The 21,665-nt window shown below is 66.4% G+C and carries 14 protein-coding genes; 4 read left to right on the top strand and 10 right to left on the bottom strand.

Annotation, left to right across the window (positions count from 1 at the left end; translation table 11 throughout):
- Positions 1-992 precede the first annotated feature (992 nt).
- Entirely contained in the window at positions 993-4,304 is a 3,312-nt protein-coding gene (locus ACIBK2_RS45650; protein ID WP_396977516.1) for a BTAD domain-containing putative transcriptional regulator, read from the bottom strand.
- A gap of 115 nt (positions 4,305-4,419) precedes the next feature.
- Between ACIBK2_RS45650 and ACIBK2_RS45655 the strand changes: the two genes are divergently transcribed.
- On the top strand, positions 4,420-5,304 hold the full coding sequence (locus tag ACIBK2_RS45655; protein ID WP_396977518.1) for an alpha/beta fold hydrolase: 885 nt from the start codon (positions 4,420-4,422) through the stop codon (positions 5,302-5,304).
- On the top strand, positions 5,301-5,885 hold the full coding sequence (locus ACIBK2_RS45660) for an NADPH-dependent FMN reductase (protein WP_396977520.1): 585 nt from the start codon (positions 5,301-5,303) through the stop codon (positions 5,883-5,885). Before ACIBK2_RS45655 ends, ACIBK2_RS45660 begins: the two co-directional genes overlap by 4 nt.
- A gap of 124 nt (positions 5,886-6,009) precedes the next feature.
- Here the strand turns inward: ACIBK2_RS45660 and ACIBK2_RS45665 are convergent, their stop codons facing one another.
- The 9 genes from ACIBK2_RS45665 to ACIBK2_RS45705 all read right to left on the bottom strand — a co-directional run bounded on the left by ACIBK2_RS45665 (position 6,010) and on the right by ACIBK2_RS45705 (position 16,346).
- Complete coding sequence (locus ACIBK2_RS45665) at positions 6,010-6,954, bottom strand: alpha/beta hydrolase family esterase (protein ID WP_396977522.1); 945 nt, start codon at positions 6,952-6,954, stop codon at positions 6,010-6,012.
- A gap of 111 nt (positions 6,955-7,065) precedes the next feature.
- Positions 7,066-9,012: an acetate--CoA ligase gene (gene acs, locus ACIBK2_RS45670; protein WP_396977524.1), complete on the bottom strand. Its 1,947-nt coding sequence runs from the start codon at positions 9,010-9,012 to the stop codon at positions 7,066-7,068.
- Between the two features lie 52 nt (positions 9,013-9,064).
- The gene (locus ACIBK2_RS45675; protein ID WP_396977526.1) at positions 9,065-10,702 is read right to left on the bottom strand and encodes a cation acetate symporter; all 1,638 of its coding nucleotides are present in this window, start codon (positions 10,700-10,702) and stop codon (positions 9,065-9,067) included.
- Positions 10,699-11,055 carry a DUF485 domain-containing protein gene (locus ACIBK2_RS45680; protein WP_396977527.1) on the bottom strand — a complete coding sequence of 119 codons (357 nt, stop codon included), beginning with the start codon at positions 11,053-11,055 and terminating at the stop codon, positions 10,699-10,701. Before ACIBK2_RS45680 ends, ACIBK2_RS45675 begins: the two co-directional genes overlap by 4 nt.
- A gap of 164 nt (positions 11,056-11,219) precedes the next feature.
- Complete coding sequence (locus tag ACIBK2_RS45685) at positions 11,220-12,974, bottom strand: cation acetate symporter (protein WP_396977529.1); 1,755 nt, start codon at positions 12,972-12,974, stop codon at positions 11,220-11,222.
- A 207-nt stretch (positions 12,975-13,181) separates the two neighbouring features.
- Positions 13,182-13,547 (bottom strand): hypothetical protein, encoded by a 366-nt coding sequence (locus tag ACIBK2_RS45690; RefSeq protein ID WP_396977530.1) that lies wholly within the window; start codon positions 13,545-13,547, stop codon positions 13,182-13,184.
- Positions 13,544-14,341, bottom strand: a complete 798-nt coding sequence (locus ACIBK2_RS45695) for a LytR/AlgR family response regulator transcription factor (protein WP_396977532.1) — start codon at positions 14,339-14,341, stop codon at positions 13,544-13,546. Before ACIBK2_RS45695 ends, ACIBK2_RS45690 begins: the two co-directional genes overlap by 4 nt.
- A 64-nt stretch (positions 14,342-14,405) precedes the next feature.
- Positions 14,406-15,605, bottom strand: a complete 1,200-nt coding sequence (locus ACIBK2_RS45700) for a sensor histidine kinase (protein ID WP_396977533.1) — start codon at positions 15,603-15,605, stop codon at positions 14,406-14,408.
- A gap of 291 nt (positions 15,606-15,896) precedes the next feature.
- Positions 15,897-16,346 carry a hypothetical protein gene (locus ACIBK2_RS45705; protein ID WP_396977535.1) on the bottom strand — a complete coding sequence of 150 codons (450 nt, stop codon included), beginning with the start codon at positions 16,344-16,346 and terminating at the stop codon, positions 15,897-15,899.
- A gap of 126 nt (positions 16,347-16,472) precedes the next feature.
- Between ACIBK2_RS45705 and ACIBK2_RS45710 the strand changes: the two genes are divergently transcribed.
- The gene (locus ACIBK2_RS45710) at positions 16,473-16,865 is read left to right on the top strand and encodes a DUF3052 domain-containing protein (RefSeq protein WP_396977537.1); all 393 of its coding nucleotides are present in this window, start codon (positions 16,473-16,475) and stop codon (positions 16,863-16,865) included.
- Positions 16,866-17,123: 258 nt separating this feature from the next.
- Positions 17,124-20,672 carry a DNA polymerase III subunit alpha gene (gene dnaE, locus ACIBK2_RS45715; RefSeq protein ID WP_396977539.1) on the top strand — a complete coding sequence of 1,183 codons (3,549 nt, stop codon included), beginning with the start codon at positions 17,124-17,126 and terminating at the stop codon, positions 20,670-20,672.
- Positions 20,673-21,665 lie beyond the last annotated feature (993 nt).

The following is a 21,665-nucleotide window of genomic DNA, read 5'->3' on the forward strand; positions in this document are numbered from 1 at the left end:
ACAACCAGCACGCCCAGCCCAAACGCGAGTTCGCCGTCAACTCCAAGATCCGGTTACCTGATTACCTACCGAAGGTTGCTTGACGAGGCACTAGCCACTGTGATACTGATACCCATTGCAACCGCGGGGTGAACTCTTGGAGCGGAATCAGGCTCCTCTGGCTGCGGCTGGCTCTGTACGGGAACGTTCGAAGAAGGCATGATAGTCCTGTCTGTGGTTCGCATAATGTCATGGACACGCTGCCCTTACGTGTTCGCTTCACGTAAGGGCAGCACCCTCATTGGCGGGTCATCAATTGCCAAGCGGGCCAGTGCTATTGGACCACGTCCGAGCCATCTCGCCAATCTCCTCCCGCGTCGAACCAACCCCGTGACGTGATGAGGGGATACGTTTCCGGCGAGGGGGGAGACATTCCGGAAAAGGGGGGAGACGTTTCCAGAAAAGGGGGAGACGTTTCCGGAAAGGGGGGAGTGGGCGCGACTTGGGAGAAACTCGGGTTCAGGATCGGGGGCAATGGATTTTCGGTGTGGGGGAGGAGACGTTTTCGGCCGAGCGAGAAACATTTTCGGTGTGAGGGGATACGTTTCAGTGAGGGGGGAAAGGCCCCTTGTGTGACCGAGACCACATGTAAAGAGGGCTTGATGTCTTCTCGCTTAACGACGATCGCGTGGGCACGCCGCCGATGATCGCTCCGCACTTCAAATATCGACCCTATCTGTCGACAACAGGCGGCCAGTTCGCCACCTGGTGCGGCGAACACGCCGGATCGTCAAGCTTGCCGAACCTCGCCGACTGCTCTGAAAGTCCATGCCCCGCACGGCCTGTCTTCACGGCGGAAGTGCTGATGTTCGCAGTTTGTTCGCGGTATCCACGGGTTACAGCAGGACGACGAGGGATGGCCCGGGATGGATCGGTTGACCGTTGATGCTGGTAGAAGGAATGTCCGGGAACTCACGGGAGCGATGCTGGCAGGGCGTCTCCCGAACAGAAGGTTACGGGGCTTGGTCGGGGGCTGCGGTGGCGGCGAGGGTTCGGGCTTGGGGGATGGTTAGTTTGGTGCCTGCGGTGTGGGCTGCGGTGAAGGTGGGGCCTAGGGCTGCTTGGGTGGTGGTGGTTGGGCGGTCTATGTCGGGGCGTTCGGCGGGGAGTAGGGGGATGCCGTTGGTTTCGCGGACGGTGTGGGCTGCGCCTAGGAGTTGGGCGGCGGTGTCGTAATGGCCGAGGGCGGCGGTGGCTGCGGCTAGGGCGGCTAGGGCGAAGGCGGTGTCGCGGGGGGCTTCGATGCGTTGGGCGCCGTCTAGGGCGGTGAGGGAGATGGCCAGGGCGGCGGCTGGGTCGCGTAGTTCGAGGAGGTAGCCGAGTTCGACCTGGAGCATGGGGATGAACAGGGGGGTTTCTTCGCCGTCGGCGGGGGTGAAGGCCAGTAGTTCGTGCAGGATGGGTTCGGCGACTTCGGGTTTGCCGTTGCGGCGGGCGGTGAAGGCGAGGACTACGGAGGCGAAGATGCGGCCGGGGCCGTAGCCGTGTTCGGTGGCGATGCGGATGGCTTGGTCGCCTAGGGATTGGGCTCGGTCGAAGTCGGTGTGCTGCATGGTGATCCAGCCGAGCCAGCAGAGGTGGGTGCATACCTGGCCCCACAGCTCCAGCTCTTGTGCCAAACCCAGTGCTTCCGTGTGGATGTCGGTGGCGCCGGAGAGGTCGCCGGTCAATTCGGCGAGGCCGCCCAGCCATTCGGCGGCTTGTAACCTGCCCCAGCGGTCGTCGATTTCGGCGAAGAGCCGGGCGGCGGCGCGGGCATGGTGTTCGAGCGCGGCCAGGTCGACGCGGCTGTGCGAGGACTTCGCTAACGCGACGTGTCCGAGCGCGATGCCCCAGCGGTCGCCGAGTTGCTCGCATACCGGAAGTGCCTTGCGTACTAGGGTTTCCAGCTCGGCCACCTCGCCCGACTCGAGCGCGGAGAAGGCGAGGAACAGTTCGGCGCGTGCCCGGCCCGCCGGGTCGTCGACGGTGTCGTATATCGCCGCTATCTCTCGTCGCCTGGTCGCGCCATCGATGAATTCGCCCTGCTGGAAGGTGAATCCGACCCGCCAGGCGAGTGCGGGTGCGCGCCACCGCGCTGCCCCGCCCAGTGCCAGTGTGGCGTCGAACCAGCGTTGTGCCTCGGCCAACCGCCCGCGGAGCAGCCAGTACCAGGCGAGTGCGTTGACCAGACGCAAGGCCTCGTCGGCGGCACCCGCTCGCACGAATCCGTCCAGTGCGGCACGTAGATTCGCTGCCTCCGCGTCGAGCCGACGCAACCAGCGCTGCTGATCAGCACCGTGCAACTCGGGCGCGGCCTGCTCGGCCAGCGCCAGGTAGTACCGATGGTGCGCACGGTGCATTCCATCGAACTCGCCCGCCTCGGTCAGTCGATCCAGACTGAACGCCGCGACCGACTCCAGTAGTCGGTACCGTCGGCCCGCGGTCTGCACGAGCGACCGATCCACCAGCCGCGCAACAATATCGGCGACCGTGGCCCCGTCGAGCCGCAGCGCGCTGCCTGGTGCTGCCTGGGTGCGCGGACCTTCGCCGATCCCAGCAGCGGAGTTCGGCTCGGGGGAGCGTCCGGCGGCAGACCCCTCGCCATTCTCGAAACCAGCTGTGGCGCAGACAACTTCGGCGGCGTCAAGCGTGCACCCACCCGCATGCACCGCCAGCCGCCGCAACACCGCCTGCTCGGTCTCGTCGAGCAACTCCCAACTCCAGTCGATCATCGCGGTCAGCGTCTGCTGCCGCGGCGGCGCACCACGATGACCGGTAGCGAGCAGCCGGAACCGATCATCGAGCCGAGCGACCATCTCGTGCACGCCGAGCGCGCGCACCCGAGTCGCCGCCAACTCCAGCGCGAGCGGGATGCCGTCGAGCCTGCGGCACAGGGTCGCGACCGATTCGGCGGTAGAGGTGTCGAGGACGAAATCACGGGCGCTCGCCCGCGCACGAGTAACGAAAAGCTGTACCGCGCTGGACTGTTCGAGCCCCGCCACATTCGCATCCGGCGCGGGCACCGCGAGCGGATCCACCGCGACAACGTCCTCGCCAGGCAGGCGCAACTGCTCGCGGCTTGTCGCCAGGATGTGCAACTTCGGTGCCGCACCGAGCAGCAGCTCAGCGAGATCAGCGGCGTGCTCGACGACGTGCTCGCAGTTATCCAAGACCAGTAGCAATTCCTGCTCGGCAAGCACTCCACACAGCAGATCGGTCGGATCGGCCCCGTCGGCGGCCCGGATGCCGAGTACCTGCGAGACCGCGTCGACGAGGAACGTCGCACCGTCGGCCGCAGTTGGTTGCAGCGGCGCCAACTCGACCAACCAAGTGCCATGCGGGAATCGGTCAGTCAACGCGGCCGCGGCCGCCAGCGCGAGCCGGGTCTTGCCGACACCACCGGGACCGGTCAACGTGACGAGCCTGGCCGCACCGACCGCGCGTTGCAGCTCGACGAGATCCGCCGCCCGGCCGATGAGTTCGGTGCGTTGCGCGGGAACATTGGAACTGCGCCGCCGCAGCACGGTTTCCGGCCTAGCGGCGAGTTCCAACTCCTGACCGAGGATCGACCGTTGCAGCGCAACCAGTTCGGGACTCGGATCAAGACCGAGCTCATCGGCGAGCTGCCTGCGCAGATCCTCGTAACTGTCCAACGCCTCGGCTTGTCGCCCCGCACCGTACAGTGCCCGCAGCTGAGCGGCCCGAAGCCGTTCGCGCAGTGGATGTTCGGCAACGAAGGTAGCGAGTTCACTGGCGACGTCGCGATATTCGCCCAGCGACAGCCGCGCCTCGGCCAACTCCTCGACTGCGACGAGCCGCTGCTCTTCCAACTGCGCGATAGCCGGTTGCGCGAACGCGGCATCACGGAAATCCGCGAACGCGGGCCCACGCCACAGTCCGAGCGCCTCGCTCAATACCTGGGCTCGTTCCTTGGGATCTGTCGCCGCCCGCGCGGTCGCCACCAGCGCGCGGAACCGCAGCGCGTCGAGATCGGTGCTCGCAAGCCGATACCCGGGCGGCGGCGAGACCACCAGATCGCGGCCACCAGCCTCCGCGTCTTCCAACGCCCGCCGCAGCTGAGACGCCTTGGCGGCCAGCGTGCCCGCCGGATTACCGGGCGGATCCTCGGCCCAGATGTCGTCGATGAGCCGATCACCCGACACCGGTTGCCCGGCGTTGACCAGCAGATCCGCCAGAAACGCCCGCACCTTGGTGCCAGGGATCGGTACGGAAGTACCGGAATCCGTCCAGACCGCCAACGGACCGAGCACACCGAAACGCATACCGGCAGCTTAGCGACGGTCCTGCCCAGCGGAAACGCACCGTAAACAAACCGGAAGGTGCCCCCGCCAAAGTTGGTGACAACGCGGAACCAACCCACCGAAAAGAGCCCAGGACATGAAACTCACCACCGTCTTCGCCACCGCAGCCCTCGCCGCCACCGCTTTGCTGACCGGCTGTACCTCGACCGACCACACGAACAAGCCCGGCGCCTACGCCGACGTGAACGGCCTGCACATGTACTACGAGGTGCACGGCACCCCGACCGACCAGCCCCCGCTGCTCCTGCTGCACGGCGCGCTGTCCGGCATCGGCACCGACTTCGGCCAGCTCATCCCGGAACTGTCCAAGACCCGTCAGGTCATCGCCGTGGAACAGCAGGCCCACGGCCACACCGCCGACATCGACCGCCCGCTGCGCACACCGCAGATGGCCGAGGACACCGTGGCCCTGCTGCACACCCTCGGCGTCCAGCGCGCGGACATCCTCGGCTACAGCATGGGTGCCGGTGTCGCCCTGCAGATTTCACTCACCCACCCGGAATTGGTGCGCAAGCAGATCCTGGCCGCGGGCGGTCTGGACGCCTCCGCGATGCAGCCCGGTCTGCTGGACGGTCTCGCCGAGCTGCAGCCAGAACAGTTGCACGGCACACCGTTCCACAACGACTACCTGACGAACGCGCCACGCCCTGAGGACTTCCCGCGCCTGGTCGCCCGGGTGACCGAACACGATCAGCACGCGAGCCCCGTGTTCGCGGCCGACGCGGTGCGACAGATCAAGGCGCCCACGCTGACGGTGATCGGCGATGCCGACATTATCCGGCCCGAGCACGCGGTCGAGATGTTCCGGCTGTTCGGCGGCGGCGTCATGGGCGACACCCCGGCCGGCCTGCCGAACGCGCAACTGGCCATCCTGCCCGGCACCTCGCACATCACCCTCGTGCACCGTCCCGAACTGCTGCTGCCGATGATCCCGGCCTTCCTCGACGCTCCCGTCCGATGACCGACCCGAACCGGTTGCGGGTCGCGTTGATCGTCGGCAGCACCCGCGCCGGACGGTTCGGCCCCACCGTCGCCGACTGGTTCGCCGGTCGACTCCGCCGCCGCGCCCTCGACCTCGACCGCATCGACCTCGCCACCGCGCACCTGCCCGACCAACTGGCCGGCCACGACGAACCGCCGCCCGCCCCGGTACGAGAACTCGGCGAAAGACTCTCCGCCGCCGACGCCTTCGTCGTGGTCACCCCCGAATACAACCGCAGCTTCCCCGCCGCGGTGAAAAACGCCATCGACTGGTTCGACACCGAATGGGCCGCCAAGCCCGTCACGATCATCGGCTACGGCAGCGACACCGACGGCGGCCACGCCGCAGCGCAGTTGCGCCAGGTCTTCGCCGAACTGAACGCCGTCCCGATCCGCCGCACCCTCACCATCACGAAAACCTGGCAGCGCTTCGCCGCCGATGGCAGCTGGCCCCGCCGCGACCCCGACCTGGACGAATCTGTCACCGCCCTATTGGATCAACTCGTGTGGTGGGCCACCGCCCTGCACACCGCCCGCGCCACCACCCCGTTCGTGCCATAGCTTGGCGGCAGACCCGGCCCCCCTCAACGCTGCGGTGGCCAGGTCCGCCGCTGTGGGGTTACCCCATGGCGATCGCGTCGGAAACCTCGGATTCGATCGGGGTGATCTTGCGGCGCTGTGGATTTCAGCAGGTTTGCTGCGCTGGCGGCATGCGGTGCGCCAACAGAAATCGCATCAGATTTCGCTGCATTTCGATGCCGTGGTCCTGCTGCATCAGCCACGCGCCGATCGCGTGCTCGGCCAGCAGCGGTGTGGTGAACTGCGCGAGTTCGCATCCCCGGGGACTGGCGTAATGCTCGACGGTGACCGGGTTCGGTATTCCCTGCCCGACATCGAGAACCTGTACCTCGGTCGGCAGCGTCGGCATCGACCCCGGATCGGCGAGGTTGTCGGCCGCGCGCCACTGGGCGAGGTTGGCTCGGCCGATGACGATGGTGCTGATCTCATCGAAAAGCGTCTGCAGGAAGTAGGTCGGCATCGGGCGGACCCGTGGGCCCATCGCGTCGATGATGACCTCGCCCTCGGGCTTGCTCAGATACGGCGCGCCAGCCATCGGTGCGATCGCCGCGTACAGATCGGGGTACGTGGCACCGAGATTGGTGGTCATCGCGCCGCCCGCCGAGTATCCACCTAGATAGACGCGCGAGCGATCGAGCTGGAACTCATCGATCAGCGCGGTGGTGATGCCCGCGATGATGGACGGCTCGCCCTGACCACGCTGCTGGTTCCCGGCTTTGTCCCAGTTCCAGCACAGCTGCTTGTTGGCCGCCGGATCCTGCAGCGGATAGGCGAGCACGAAACCCATCTCGTCGGCGACCGTGGTGAGCGAGAAGCCGGTCGGCTCCGGATGGTCGATCGGATCGTCACAGCCGTGCAGGTACACCATCAGCGGCTTGCCCGCGGCGTCGCCGGGCGGCAGATGCAGGTAGTAGCAGCGGGTGCCCGCGCCATTGGTGAAGCAGCGCTTGTCGATCTGGGCTTGCGCGCCCGGCGCGCCGGACAGCAGGCACGCGGCGATCAGCAGAAAGAGGCCGAGGACGGTGGAGAGGCGAAGCACAGTGACTCGCACACCGCGAGCGTAAACCACGCGCCGAGCTCGGCACATGCCCTCGATTCCCTGGGCGACGGACCCGTCCCCTCATCGCCATTACGGGTGGCCGGGTCCGTCGCGGGGCGGGGGCTACCCGCGGGCGATGGCCTCGAAAACCTTGGGATCGACCAAGGTCGAGGTATCGCCCAGCTCGCGGCCTTCGGCGATGTCCCGGAGCAGACGGCGCATGATCTTGCCGCTGCGCGTTTTCGGCAGCTCCGGGACGAGGTGGATCTCGCGTGGGCGGGCAATGGGGCTGATCTCGTGCGACACCGCCGCCTTCAGCTCTGTGACGAGCGGATCGCCGGTGTTCGTCGCGCCCGCGGTGAGGATGACGAAGGCGACGATGGCCTGGCCGGTGGTGTCGTCGCTGGCGCCGACGACCGCCGCCTCGGCGACCGCGGCATGGCCGACGAGCGCGGATTCGACTTCGGCGGTGGAGATGCGGTGGCCGGACACGTTCATCACATCGTCCACCCGGCCGAGCACCCAGAGGGCGCCGTCGTCGTCGAGCTTGGCGCCGTCACCGGCGAAATACCAACCGGCGGCGGCGAATCGGTCCCAGTAGGTCTCGCGGAAGCGCTCCGGGTCGCCCCAGATGCCGCGCAGCATCGACGGCCACGGCTGGTCGAGTACCAGCAATCCCGCTGTGCCGTTATCGAGTTCGGTGCCGTCGTCGTCGACCACCTTGGCCGAGATGCCGGGCAGCGCGGCCATCGCCGCGCCCGGCTTGGTCGCGGTGACGCCGGGCAGCGGGGAGATCATGATGGCACCGGTTTCGGTCTGCCACCAGGTGTCCACGATCGGAGTGCGGTTGCCGCCGATGACTTCTCGGTACCAGCGCCAGGCTTCGGGATTGATCGGCTCGCCGACGCTGCCGAGCAGTCGCAGCGAGGACAAGTCGTGGGCATCGGGGATCTCGCGGCCCCACTTCATGAACGTACGTACCAGTGTCGGCGCCGTGTAATAGATGGTGACGCCATACTTTTCGATGATCTGGAAATGCCGGTGCTCGTCCGGGGAATTGGGCGTGCCCTCGTAGACCACCTGAGTGGCTCGATTGGCGAGCGGTCCGTAGACGATGTAGCTGTGCCCGGTGACCCAGCCGATGTCGGCGGTACACCAGTAAACGTCTTGTCCCGCTTTGTGATCGAAGACGTTGTGATGGGTGTAGGCAGCCTGGGTGAGATATCCGCCGGAGGTGTGCAGGATGCCCTTCGGCTTTCCGGTGGTGCCGGAGGTGTAGAGAATGAACAGCGGATGCTCGGCATCGAACGCCTGCGCCTCGTGTTCCGGCGAGGCATCGGTGACGGTGTCGTGCCACCACAGGTCCCGACCCTCGGTCCACGGCACGTCGATGTTGGTGCGCCGCACCACGAGTACGTGCTCGACGGTCGATCGCGCACCGCCCAGCGCCTCGTCCACCGCCGCCTTGAGCGGCGCCGCCGTGCCGCGCCGCCACTGCCCATCGGTGGTGATCACCAGCCGCGCCCCCGCGTCGTCCACCCGCTGGCGCAGGGCGGTGGGGGAGAAGCCGGCGAACACCACCGAATGGGTCAGCCCGAGCCGGGCGCAGGCGAGCATCGACACGATGGCCTCGGGCACCATCGGCATATAGATGGCCACCCGATCACCCGCCCGCAGCCCCAGCTCGGTCAGATAGTTTGCCGCCCTTGATACCTCGTCACGAAGTTCGCCATAGGTGATATCGCGTGAGTCGCCGGGCTCGCCCTCCCAGTGAATGGCGATCTGGTCACCGTGCCCGTCCAGCACGTGCCGGTCGACGCAGTTGTAGGCGACATTGAGCTTGCCGCCGACGAACCACTGCGCGACCGGCGCGTCGCTCCAGTCCAGCACCTGCGACCACGGCTGTTCCCAGTACAGCCGTCGCGCCTGCTCGGCCCAGAACGCCAACCGATCGGCCGCCGCCAGGTCGTACAGTCCCGCATCGGCATTCGCCGTCGCGGCGAAGGAATCGCCGGGGCGGTAGGACGCCGGTGCGGTGGTGTCGCGGGGATCGGTGGTTGCGCTGGTCACGCGATATCTCCTATCGAGAGAACAAGGGGGACAACAACTATCGGTCAGTGGGTCAGTGCACGACCGCCTTCTCGGCGCCGACACCGGTCAGCGAGCGGACCTCCATCTCGGCCTGCTTGGCCGGGTTCTCGTCAGCCTTGCCGAGGAACGTCCCGACCACACCGAGCACGAAAGCCAGTGGAATGGAGACGATTCCGGGGTTGGACAGCGGGAACCAGTCGAAATCGGAACCGGGGAGCATCGAGGTCGCGGTCCCCGACACGGCCGGGGAGAACACGATCAGCACGATGGTCGAGATCAGGCCGCCGTACATGCTGAACAGCGCGCCGGTGGTGTTGAACCGCTTCCAGAACAGCGAGAACAGGATCGTCGGCAGGTTCGCCGCCGCCGCCACTGCGAACGCCAGCGCCACCAGGAACGCGATGTTCTGCCCGTTGGCCAGGATGCCGAGGCCGATCGCGATCGCGCCGATCACCACCGCGGTGATCCGGGACACCCGGACCTGCTTGGCATCATCGACCTTGCCGTGCTTGATGACTCCGGCGTAGATATCGTGCGCGAACGAGGTCGCCGCGGTGATGGTGAGCCCGGCGACCACCGCGAGGATGGTGGCGAACGCGACCGCGGAGATGACACCGAGCAGCACCACACCGCCGAGCTCGAACGCGAGCAGCGGTGCCGCGGAGTTCTGCCCGCCCGCCGCGGCCAGGATCCGGTCCGGTCCGACGATCGCGGCGGCGCCGTAGCCGAGCACCAGGGTGAACAGGTAGAACGCGCCGATCAGCCCGATCGCCCACACAACCGATCGGCGCGCCTCCTTCGCGGTCGGCACGGTGTAGAAGCGCATCAGCACGTGCGGGAGACCCGCGGTGCCGAGCACCAGCGCCAAACCGAGAGACAGGAAGTTCAGTTTCGAGGTGGCGTTGGCGCCGTACTGCGCGCCGGGCGCGAGCACGTCGCGGGCGGCCACGCCCTTGGCCTTCGACCCGGTCACATGCTCCTGGGCGGAGCCGAGAATGTCGGACAGGTTGAAGCCGAACTTGGCGAACACCATCACCGTCATCAACGCGGCGCCGACGATCAGCAGCACCGCCTTGATGATCTGCACCCATGTGGTGCCCTTCATGCCGCCGACCAGCACGTACACGATCATCAGCACGCCGACCACGGCGATCACGATGGACTGCCCGGTCTTGTCGGAGATGTCGAGCAGCAGCGCGACCAGGCCACCGGCCCCGGCCATCTGCGCGAGCAGGTAGAACAGCGACACCGCGAGGGTGGTCAACGCCGCGGCGGTGCGCACCGGGCCCTGCTTGAGCCGGAAGCTCAGCACATCGGCCATGGTGAATTTGCCGGTGTTCCTGAGCATTTCGGCGACCAGCAGCAGCGCGACCAGCCAGGCCACCAGGAACCCGATGGAGTACAGGAATCCGTCGTAGCCGTACACCGCGATGGCGCCCGCGATGCCGAGAAAGCTTGCGGCGGAAAGATAGTCGCCCGCGATGGCGATGCCGTTCTGCGGGCCGGAGAAGCCGCGGCCGCCGGTGAAGAAGTCGGCGGCGGTGGCGTTGTTGCGGCTGGCCCGGACGACCACGACCATGGTGATCGCGACGAAAACCGCGAAGATGGCGATATTGGCCGTCGGGTTGCCGACGGTCGTGGCGGCCGCGTAGGTGCTGACGTGATTCACGCGTGGCCTCCCTCGAGCTTGTTGCGGATGGCCGCCGCGCGCGGATCCAGTTCCCGGTTGGCGAACCGGACGTAGAGCGCGGTGATGGCGAAGGTGGAGACGAACTGGCCGAGGCCGAGCAGTAATCCGAGGTTGATATTGCCGAAGACCTTGTGCGCCATGAAGTCATGCGCGTAAGCGCCGAGCAGCACATAGCTGAGGTACCAGACCAGGAACAGGGCAGTCATCGGAAACACGAAGCGGCGCAGGCGCGTTCGTAATTCTTGAAAGTCCGGGCTGGCCTGCACGTCGATGAATTCTTCTGCACTCGGCGTGCGCCGTGGGGCGGTGCCGTCGAGTTCGGTACTGGTCATGGGCGTCCTAGCTGGTGACATGGCTTACTTGCTGAGCACCGTAGCCAGGCCCGCATGAGGAAATGATGATGTGGCGTGGATCACTCCGGGAAGGTGGTCGATTGTGCGGTGAGCGGTCGGTGTGACACGACGAGCGGTCGACGGGTGGCTCCCCATTCGGCGGCTCAGTTCGAGCGCAACGTGCGTTCGCGATCGGCGCCCATGCCCAGCCGTTCCGGGGCGTGCATGCGGACGAAGATGCGGCCGACCCGTCGGCTGCCCGGGCCCTGAGTCACCTTGCTGACCAACACCATTGCCGCGAAGGCCAGCGGGACGCTGATTGCCGCGGGATAGCCGATCAGCGCGGCCGGCCATCCGCTTGCTAGCTCGTCGGACAGGCCGCCGGTCACCGACACCACCGTCGCGCCGCCGGAGGCCAGGCCGCCCGCGGTCAGTCCGGCCGCCGCGCCCGTCGCGGTCAGTCCGCGCCACCAGATACCGAGGACCAGCAGCGGGCACAGGGTCGAGGCGGCCACCGAGAACGCGAGACCGACGGTGCGCGACAGGTCGAGTGAGGCCACGGTGAGTGAAAGGGTAAGCGGCACAACACCGGCCACCAGGGCCGCCGCCCGGAAGTCGCGAATTCGCCCGCGCAGCATGTCGGTACTGAGCACGCCCGCGATGCTCACCAGCAGGCCCGACGAGGTGGACAGGAACGCCGCGATCGCGCCCGCTGCTACCAGTGCGGCCAGCAATTGGCCCGGCAGTCCGCCGACGACCGAGCCGGGCAGCAGCACCACCGCCGCGTCGGAGGTTCCGGTGATCAGCAGTTGTGGCACGTACAGTCGCGCGAAAACCCCTAGCAGCACTGGGAATAGGTAGAACAGCCCGACAAGTCCGATCACCGCGACGGCGGTCGCGCGCGCGGCCCGTCCGTCCGGGTTTGTGTAGAAGCGCACCAGCACATGTGGTAAGCCCATGGTGCCGAGGAAGGTCGCGATGATCAGCGAATACACCTGGTATGTCGGGTGTGCGCCGCCGAAGCCGCCGCCCGGCTCCAGCCATTCGGCGCCGTCCGCGGGCGCACCGGCGACCACCGGTACCGCGGTGCCGGCCTCCAGTATCAGTTCGGTGCCCGCCGACAGTTCGTGCGCGCCGGGGGTCAGTAGAACGCGACCATCCACCGGCTGATCGTCGAGTCGTCCGGTGATCGAAACCTGTTGTGTCGCACCGACCTGAACCACCACGTCGGTGCGGACATCCACCGTTGTGCGCTCGGTGACGACCGGGGGAGCGGGTGCGCCCAGTTGCTGGTCCGCGGCCAGGAAATGCCCGAGTAACACCAGCGCCGGAATCGCCACCGCGGTCAACTTCAGCCAGTACTGGAATGCCTGAACAAGCGTGATCGACCGCATCCCGCCGCCGGCCACATTCGCGATCACGATGGCCCCCACCGCCGCCGCTCCCACCCAATCAGGCACCCCGAGCAACGTATGCAACGTCAACCCGGCACCTTGAAACTGCGGAATCAGATACACGGCACACACAAGGACGACCACGGTGGCCGCCATCCTCCGCAATCGCACCGAGCCCAAACGGAATTCGGCGAAGTCGGGCACCGTGTAGGCGCCGGATCGCCGCAGTGGCGCCGCGACGAAAAGCAGCAGCGAAAGGTAACCGGCCGTGAACCCCACCGGATACCACAGCGCATCCGCCCCGTACTTCGCGATCAGCCCGGCAACACCCAGAAACGAAGCGGCCGAAAGATATTCACCAGAGATAGCAGCGGCGTTCCATCCAGACCTGACACTGCGCGACGCAACCAGGAAGTCGGAGGTGGTGCGCGCCAATCGAACTCCGTAAGCGCCGATCGCGACGGTAGCGAGCGCGGCCAACAGCAGCGCGAACACCGTCAACACAGGCACCGATCCCGCGGTCACCAAGCGCCTCCCCGGCACGCCGCCAGCGCGACTCGCCTCGTCATGGAACTGGCCGCAGCCCGCGCACTGTTTGGCCTCCTGCGCAGTGAATCGCCAGCTGTTCTGAGCGCGGCGGGGAAAATCGTGCGCGGCAGGCCGAACAGTGCGCGGCGAGGACTGCTTACGGCAGCGGGATCCAGCGTGGCTGTTGCGGTGCGGGCGATCATGTCAGTCCTCGGCCAGGTCGAGGAAGTCCTGCTCGTTGTGTTCGGCCAGGCGGACGTAAAGCCGTCCGACGAGGTACAGCAGTGGGTAGACCGCGACGCCGAGTAGGAGCCATGGCAGGCGAATGCCGAATATGACCGTCGAGCCGACTGTGCCGATGCCGAAAAGGACGGGGAGTGAGCACAATACGACGACGGTGACCAAGCCGAGGCGCAGCGCGAGACCGAGTTGGGCGCGGATCAGGCCGCCGATCAAGGCCTCGCCGATCTCGGTTTGCTCGGCGACCTCCATCCGGGTGCGCACGCGGCGCGCGCCACGACGTTCCGACAGCACGACGCGCTGGCGGGCGGGGCGGTGTGGTCCCGTCATTGGCCGGTCCATTGTTGTCGAGGTCCGTGCACCAGTCGCTGTTTCAACTCGCGTACCTGTCGGCGACTGACCGGCAATTCCACCGCCGCGGTGTTGCCCTCGGCGCGCAGGCACACCACCGTTCCGGTGCCGACCGTGCGCAGACCGGTCACCAGCCGCAGCGCGACCAGGTAAGAACGGTGCACGCGAAGGAATCCCGCGTCTTGCCAGCGGGATTCCAATGCGGACAACGGAATCCGCACCAGATGGGAGCCGCCGCTGGTGTGCAGGCGCGCGTAATCGCCATCCGCCTCCACCCAACTGACGCTCGACCGAGGCACCAGCGTGGTCACACCACCGAGTTCGACGGGAATGACTTCACTCGGATCGGCCCGGGGTTCATCGACAACGGGAGCCGGTGTGCCGCGAGTCGAGGCGATCCGGCGAACCGCCTCGGCCAAACGCGCCTCACGCAACGGCTTCAGCAGATAGTCGACCGCGCCCAGATCGAAGGCGGCCACCGCCCGATCATCGTGTGCCGTCACGAAAACCACCGCGGGCGGGTTCGCGAACTCCGACAGGATGCCCGCCAACTCCATCCCGTCCAGCCCCGGCATGTTGATATCCAGGAACACCGCGTCGACCGGATGCGCCCGCAACACCCGCAGCGCGGTGGTCGCATCGGCCGCATCATGGATCTCACCGACCCCCGGCTGCGCGCGCAACAGATACACCAGCTCGTCCAGAGCAGGCTTTTCATCATCGACGGCCAGCACCCGCAAGGTGCCGACCGCGTTATCGGTGGTCCGCGTCACAACCGCTCCATCGTAAGCAATCAGCCCAGGCGCCTGTCCCGGATCCCCGACGCCGAGTCTCCGGTCACGCCTGGATGCCCGCGCGGAACTTGGGGACGCGGAGGGAGACCTTGGTGCCCGCGCCGGGGGCGGTGTCGACGATGAGGCCGTAGTCGTTGCCGAAGGCGGCGCGCAGGCGGTCGTCGACGTTGGCGAGGCCGACGTGCGCCGATTCGCGGGAACCGGTCGGGCCGCTGCCGGTTTCGATGGCGTCGAGGGCGCCGGAGCGGAGTAGTTCCGGGTCCATGCCGACGCCGTCGTCTTCGACGCTGATGAGGCAGTCGGTGCCCGCGTCGGTGGCGGTGATGCTCACGGTGCCGCCGCGGGTGGCACCGGCCAGGCCGTGCCGGACCGCGTTTTCCACCAGGGGTTGCAGCGCGAGGAAGGGCAGGACCACGCCGAGGACCTCCGGTGCGATCTGCAGCCGCACGTCGAGTGCGTCGCCGAAGCGGGCGCGTTCGAGGGCGAGGTAGCGCTCGATATTGCGCAATTCGTCGGCCAGCACGGTGAATTCGCCTGCGGCACGGAACGAGTAGCGGGTGAAGTCGGCGAATTCGAGGATCAGTTCGCGGGCCCGGTCCGGGTCGGTGCGCACGAACGAGGCGATCGTGTTGAGCGCGTTGTAGATGAAATGCGGACTGATCTGGGCCCGCAACGCCCGCACCTCGGCCCGGTCGAGCCGAGCCCGCGACGCATCCAATTCGGCCAATTCGAGCTGCCCGCAGGCATACCTGGCCACCTCCGCCACCGCCCCGAGCCACCCAGGCCCCGGCTGCCCGGTAGTGACCACCCCGATCGCCCCCGCCACCCCCGTGCTGTCGATCAGCAACGGCTGGGCGATAAGCGTGCGCCCCGCGTGCTCACCACTACCCGGCCCAGCAACCAGCACGGGCCGCTCCCCGGCCACCGCCCGCTTGGCCGCCTCCGTGAAATGCTCCGCCAGTTCGGCATGCGGCCCATCCCAGGCAAGCAACGTGCCGTCCGGGTCAGCCACCCCCAACGCCTCGGCCCCCGTGAGCACCCGCAAATGCGGCGCGGACTCCTGCGCCGACTGCGCGGTGAGCCCACGCCGCAACGGAATAGCCGCCAGCGAAGCGGTATGCAACGCCGAATGCACCGCCCGCTCAGCAGGCGTCGTCACCACCCGCCGAGTCCGCGGCCAAATCACCAACGCCCCAGCAATCAACGCCGCCGAGACAACGAGGGCGACAACGGTAGTCGTCATCCCAGCCCCGAAAACCAACACAGCGCGCTCATCCGCCGATTATGGCGTTCGCAGCGAGCTAAGCGGCGTATTCCTCGCACCTGACGGCCAGACCAACCGACTTGACGTACGTTGCATCCTCTTGACGCAAGCTGCAGCATGCGTCAAGAGGATGCAACGTACGTCAAGTGAGAACTCGCCGCCTTGCCTGGCGGGTGGCGCGTGGTTGGGCGGGTGTGCATGGCTCGCGGCTCGCGGCTCGCGGCTCGCGGACAGCTGGGCAGCCGGCAGGTCGGTGCAGGCTCGGTGGTCCTAGCCCTGGTAGGGGTCGACTCGGAATTCGACTGAGCCGGGCTCGGGGATGTGGGCGGCGCCGACGGTCATGGTGGCGGTGAATCGGCCGATGCCGGGGTGGAAGAGGGCGGAATAGCCGCTGTTGCCCCAGTATCCCGGTCCGTTCGCGGTCACGGTGAACGCGCCGGTCTCGCCGGTTTCGACGTTGCGCCAGTTCAGGGTGAGCGACAGGTGGCAGCTGCCCGCGCCGAACATGTTGGTCGCCACGCTGAACGCCGCGTGCTCTGGATAGGCGTTGCTCGTGACAGCCGAGCTGACCTGGGCGACGCAGAATCCGTCGGTGAGCGAGTAGAAACTGTCGAACTGGTCGACGATTTGGGCTGCTGCGGGGGCCGAAGTGGCGACCATGGCAGCCACGGCGACGGCGGGTACGGCGGGGATTGCGAAGAGTGCTTTGAGCGAATTCATCAACACCTCGACAGGTTTGGGATCACTCCGTATCTCCTTGACTATGCCCCTTCCGCTGGCTGATATCCCCGATTTGCTGCCCCCGATTCCCGGGGCATCCGGTCGTCGCCGACCTACAGTCGATCCATGACAGCCGGTTACTCCGGAACACCGTTGGCCAAGAAGCTGGGCATCAAGCCCGGTCATCGAGTCGTGCTGCGGCACCGGCCCCGGGGCTGGCAGATCCCCGATCTGCCCGCCGAGGTCGAGATCGTCGCCGCCGGAACCGCCGATGTGCTGCTCGCCTTCTATCGCACGCATGCCGACCTGGCCGACGAAGCGCCGAGTCTCGCGGCACAGTTGCCGCGCGGCAGCATGCTGTGGATCGCGTGGCCGCGCAAGGCGGGCGGGCACGTCAGCGACATCGCCGAGAACGATCTGCGCGAGCTGCTGCTGCCGATCGGCGTCGTGGATGTGAAGGTCGCCGCGCTCGACAATGATTGGTCCAGTTTGAAATTCGTGTGGCGGAAGAAAACCTGACCGTGTGTGTCGCGGCCGACTGCCGCGAATGCCGCGAATGGGTCAGAGTAAGGTCGACCGGTCCGCGCTAGACGTCACTCGCGGAAATCAGACAGCTCCAGGGCGACTCGCCAGACGCGCCGGTGATCTTCGACACCGACACGCCGGGCCCTCCTGGGACGTCGCGTTGCGCGCCGCGCGCCTCGGAAAAAATGTCATACCGACGTGCCTAGAATCGCTAGGCCAACCCCCGTCGAGACCTTGGGAGGAAGGACCGTCTTGGCCGCCTCGTCCGGATCGTTCGTTCACCTGCACAACCACACCGAGTACTCCATGCTCGACGGTGCGGCCAAAATATCGCCACTGTTCGCGGAGGCGAATCGGCTGGGGATGAACGCGGTGGGGATGACCGACCACGGCAACATGTACGGCGCCTCCGAGTTCTACAACTCGGCGAAGAAGGCAGGCATCAAGCCGATCATCGGCATCGAGGCCTACATCGCGCCGGCCTCCCGGTTCGACACCAAGCGCGTCCAGTGGGGCGATCCGAGCCAGAAGGGCGACGACGTCTCCGGCTCCGGCGCCTACACGCACATGACCATGGTCGCGGAGAACGCGACCGGGCTGCGCAACCTGTTCAAGCTGTCCTCGCTGGCGTCGCTGGAGGGTCAGCTCGGCAAGTGGGCGCGCATGGACGAAGAGATCATCGCCCAGTACGCCGAGGGCATCATCGCGACCACCGGCTGCCCGTCGGGTGAGGTGCAGACGCGGTTGCGTCTCGGCCACGATCGCGAGGCGCTGGAGGCCGCGGCCAAGTGGCAGGAGATCTTCGGGAAGGACAACTTCTTCCTGGAGATCATGGACCACGGGCTGTCCATCGAGCGCCGGGTCCGCGAGGGCCTCATCGAGATCGGCCAGAAGCTCGGCATTCCGCCGATCGCGACCAACGACTGCCATTACGTCACGAAGGACCAGTCGACCAATCACGAAGCGCTGCTGTGCATTCAGACCGGCAAGACGCTCAGCGACCCGACTCGGTTCAAGTTCGACGGTGACGGCTACTACCTGAAGTCCGCCGAGGAGATGCGCGCGCTGTGGGACGCCGAGGTGCCCGGCGCCTGCGACAACACCGTGCTCATCGGCGAGCGCGTGCAGCCCTACGACGACGTGTGGGAACACCGCGACCGGATGCCGATCTTCCCGGTGCCGGAGGGCTACAACCAGGCCACCTGGTTGCGCCGCGAGGTCGATCTCGGCTTGCAGCGGCGCTTCCCCGACGGCGCGCCGCAGGAATATCTCGACCGGGCCCAGTTCGAAATCGGCGTCATCCTGGAGATGGGCTTCCCCGCCTACTTCCTTGTCGTCGGTGACTTGATCAAGCATGCGCACGAGGTCGGCATCCGCGTCGGTCCCGGCCGTGGTTCGGCCGCCGGTTCGCTGGTCGCCTACGCGCTCGGCATCACCAATATCGACCCGCTCCCGCACGGTCTGCTCTTCGAGCGATTCCTCAACCCCGAGCGCGTATCGATGCCCGATATCGATATCGACTTCGATGATCGCCGTCGCGGTGAAATGGTCCGCTACGCGAGTGAGAAGTGGGGCACCGACCGGGTCGCCCAGGTCATCACCTTCGGCACCATCAAGACCAAGGCCGCGATCAAGGACTCCGCGCGAGTCCTGTTCGGCCAGCCCGGTTTCGCCATCGCCGACCAGATCACCAAGGCGCTGCCGCCGCCGATCATGGCCAAGGACATCTCGGTCGCCGGCATTACCGATCCGGAGCACGAGCGGTACAAGGAAGCCGCCGAGGTCCGCGAACTCATCGGCAACAATCCGGATGTCGCGAAGATCTACGAGACCGCCCGCGGCCTCGAGGGCCTGATCCGCAACGCTGGTGTGCACGCGTGTGCGGTCATCATGTCCTGTGATCCGCTGACCGATGCGATCCCGGTGTGGAAGCGCCCCCAGGACGGTGCGCTGATCACCGGCTGGGACTACCCGTCCTGTGAGGCCATCGGCCTGCTGAAGATGGACTTCCTCGGTCTGCGCAACCTGACCGTGCTCGGTGACGCCATCGATAACGCGAAAATGAACCGCGGCGTCGATATCGACCTCGATAACTTGGCCTTGGACGACAAGGCCACCTATGAACTGCTCGCCCGCGGCGAGACCCTCGGCGTATTCCAGCTCGATGGTGGCCCCATGCGTGACCTGCTGCGTCGCATGCAGCCCACCGCCTTCGAGGACATCGTCGCCGTCGGCGCACTGTACCGACCGGGCCCGATGGGCATGAACGCGCACAACGACTACGCCGACCGTAAGAACGGCAGGCAAGAGGTCAAGCCGATCCACCCGGAGCTGGCCGAACCGCTGAAAGAAATCCTCGGCGAGACCTACGGTCTGATCGTCTACCAAGAGCAGATCATGCACGTCGCGCAGAAGGTGGCCGGGTACTCGCTCGGTCGAGCAGACATTCTGCGCCGCGCGATGGGTAAGAAGAAGCAGTCGGTGCTGGAGGCCGAGTTCGAGGGCTTCGAAGCGGGTATGCAGGCGAACGGCTTCACCAAGCCGGCCATCAAGGCGCTGTGGGACACCATCCTCCCGTTCGCCGGTTACGCGTTCAACAAGTCGCACGCCGCCGCCTACGGTCTGATCTCCTACTGGACCGCGTATTTCAAGGCGAACTATCCGTCCGAGTACATGGCCGCCCTGCTCACCTCCGTCGGTGACGACAAGGACAAGGCTGCGGTCTACCTGTCGGACTGCCGCCGCCTCGGCATCACCGTGTTGCCGCCGGACGTCAACGAGTCCGAGCTGAACTTCGCCTCGGTCGGCAAGGACATCCGGTTCGGGTTGGGCGCGGTGCGCAATGTCGGCGCGAACGTGGTGTCCTCGATCATCGCGGCGCGCAAGGAGAAGTCGAAGTTCACCGACTTCTCCGATTATCTGCACAAGATCGACGCGATCGCCTGCACCAAGAAGGTCACCGAATCCCTCATCAAGGCGGGCGGATTCGACTCGCTGGAGCATCCGCGCAAGGGTCTGCTGCTGATCCACTCCGACGCCATCGACGCGGTGATGTCCACCAAGAAGGCCGAAGCGATCGGGCAGTTCGATCTGTTCGGCGGGGTGGACGCGGACGAATCGGTGTCGTCGGTGTTCAACGTGAAGGTGCCCGACGACGAGTGGGAGTCCAAGCACAAACTGGCACTCGAGCGCGAGATGCTCGGCCTGTACGTGTCCGGCCATCCGCTCAACGGCGTCGAGCATGTCCTTGCGGCGCAATCGGATACGCAGATTCCGGGGATCCTCGAAGGCGACATCAAGGACGGCACCCAGGTGACCGTTGGCGGCATTCTCGCCTCGGTGAACCGGCGGATCAACAAGAACGGCCTGGCGTGGGCTTCGGCGCAGCTGGAAGACCTGGCCGGTGGCATCGAGGTGCTGTTCTTCCCGCAGGCGTACTCGGTGTACGGGATGGACGTGGTCGAGGACGCGGTGGTGCTGGTGAAGGCGCGGGTTTCGGTGCGTGACGACCGGATCTCGTTGATCGCCAACGATCTCGCCGTGCCCGACCTGTCGTCGATCGGTGTCGCGAAGCCGTTGGCGGTGGTCTTTTCCACCCGCATGTGCACTCCCGACAAGATCGGCGAGTTCAAGCGCATCCTGTCCCGGCATCCCGGTACCGCCGATGTGCACGTGCGGCACGTGGGGGCTCGGGAGAAAACGACGTTGCTGAAACTCGATGACAGCCTGCGGGTTACGCCGTCGTCGGCGTTGATGGGTGATCTGAAGGCGTTGCTCGGGCCCGGGTGTCTGGCGGTTTGAGGTTCGATTCGCGGTGGCGGAGGGCTTTCTGGAGCATGCTGCGGGTGGGTAGTCCTTAGGTCTGCTCACCCGGTAGGTGCACCTATTCAAGGGAATGAACGAGTAGTGCTGGGCGCGTCGCCTGCCGTACCCGGCTTTAGTTATCGGTCAGGTGCGCGGTGTCGCGTTCCCGAGGTGGTCATCTGGCTGTGGTTACGTTGCGAGAGCTCGATAATCAGCGAATCTCGGGTTCCGCGGTGGTCGAGCTACCGCCGTACACCCGCTCTGTCAGCTGCACACCCGGTACAGGGGGTGCAGCTGACACAGCGGGTGCACGGATGAGTTCTGGCGCGGTGGCCTGGCCGCGGTTGCGTTCCATGAGCTCAACAATCAGCGGATCTCGGCCCCCGAGTGGTGAAACTGCAAGCCGTACACCTGTTGTGTCAGCTGCACACCCAGTACACGCCCGCTGCCAGGATGGTCGTGAGACACATGGTGTGGGGCAGACAGCGAGGGTGTGCGGTGGGGTTCTCGCGTGGTGGCCTGGCCGTGGTGGCGTTGCGGGACCTGGACAATCAGCGGATCTCGGCTTCCGAGGTGGTCGGAGCTACGGCCGCGCACCCGCTGTCTCAGCCGCACACCCAGTACGGAGGGTGTGGGGCTGACAGCGAGGGTGCACGGATGGGTTCTCGTGTGGTGATCTGGCCGTCGATGCGGCGCAGGAGCTTCGGCGTGGTGAAACCTGTTGGCGGGGAAGGGTTTCACAGAGCGTGTATACCTTTCACAGAGGCTCGACACCCTGTGAAAGGGTATGCACGCTCCGGGAGTTCGACGTGTAGGGCGGTGCGGCGTCGGTTGGATGAGGCCCAAGGGGGGTCGGCCGGAGATCGGGGTCACCAGTTCGGACTTCGGAGGTCGTTGTGGGCCGTCCCCGATGAATGAGACCACTCGGTATTAGAGTCCTGTTTGGCCTGGTGAGGGCCGAGAAGGGACACTGATCGATATGGCAGGACG

Origin of the sequence: Nocardia sp. NPDC050175 (assembly GCF_044459885.1) — a bacterium.
Lineage (GTDB): Bacteria > Actinomycetota > Actinomycetes > Mycobacteriales > Mycobacteriaceae > Nocardia.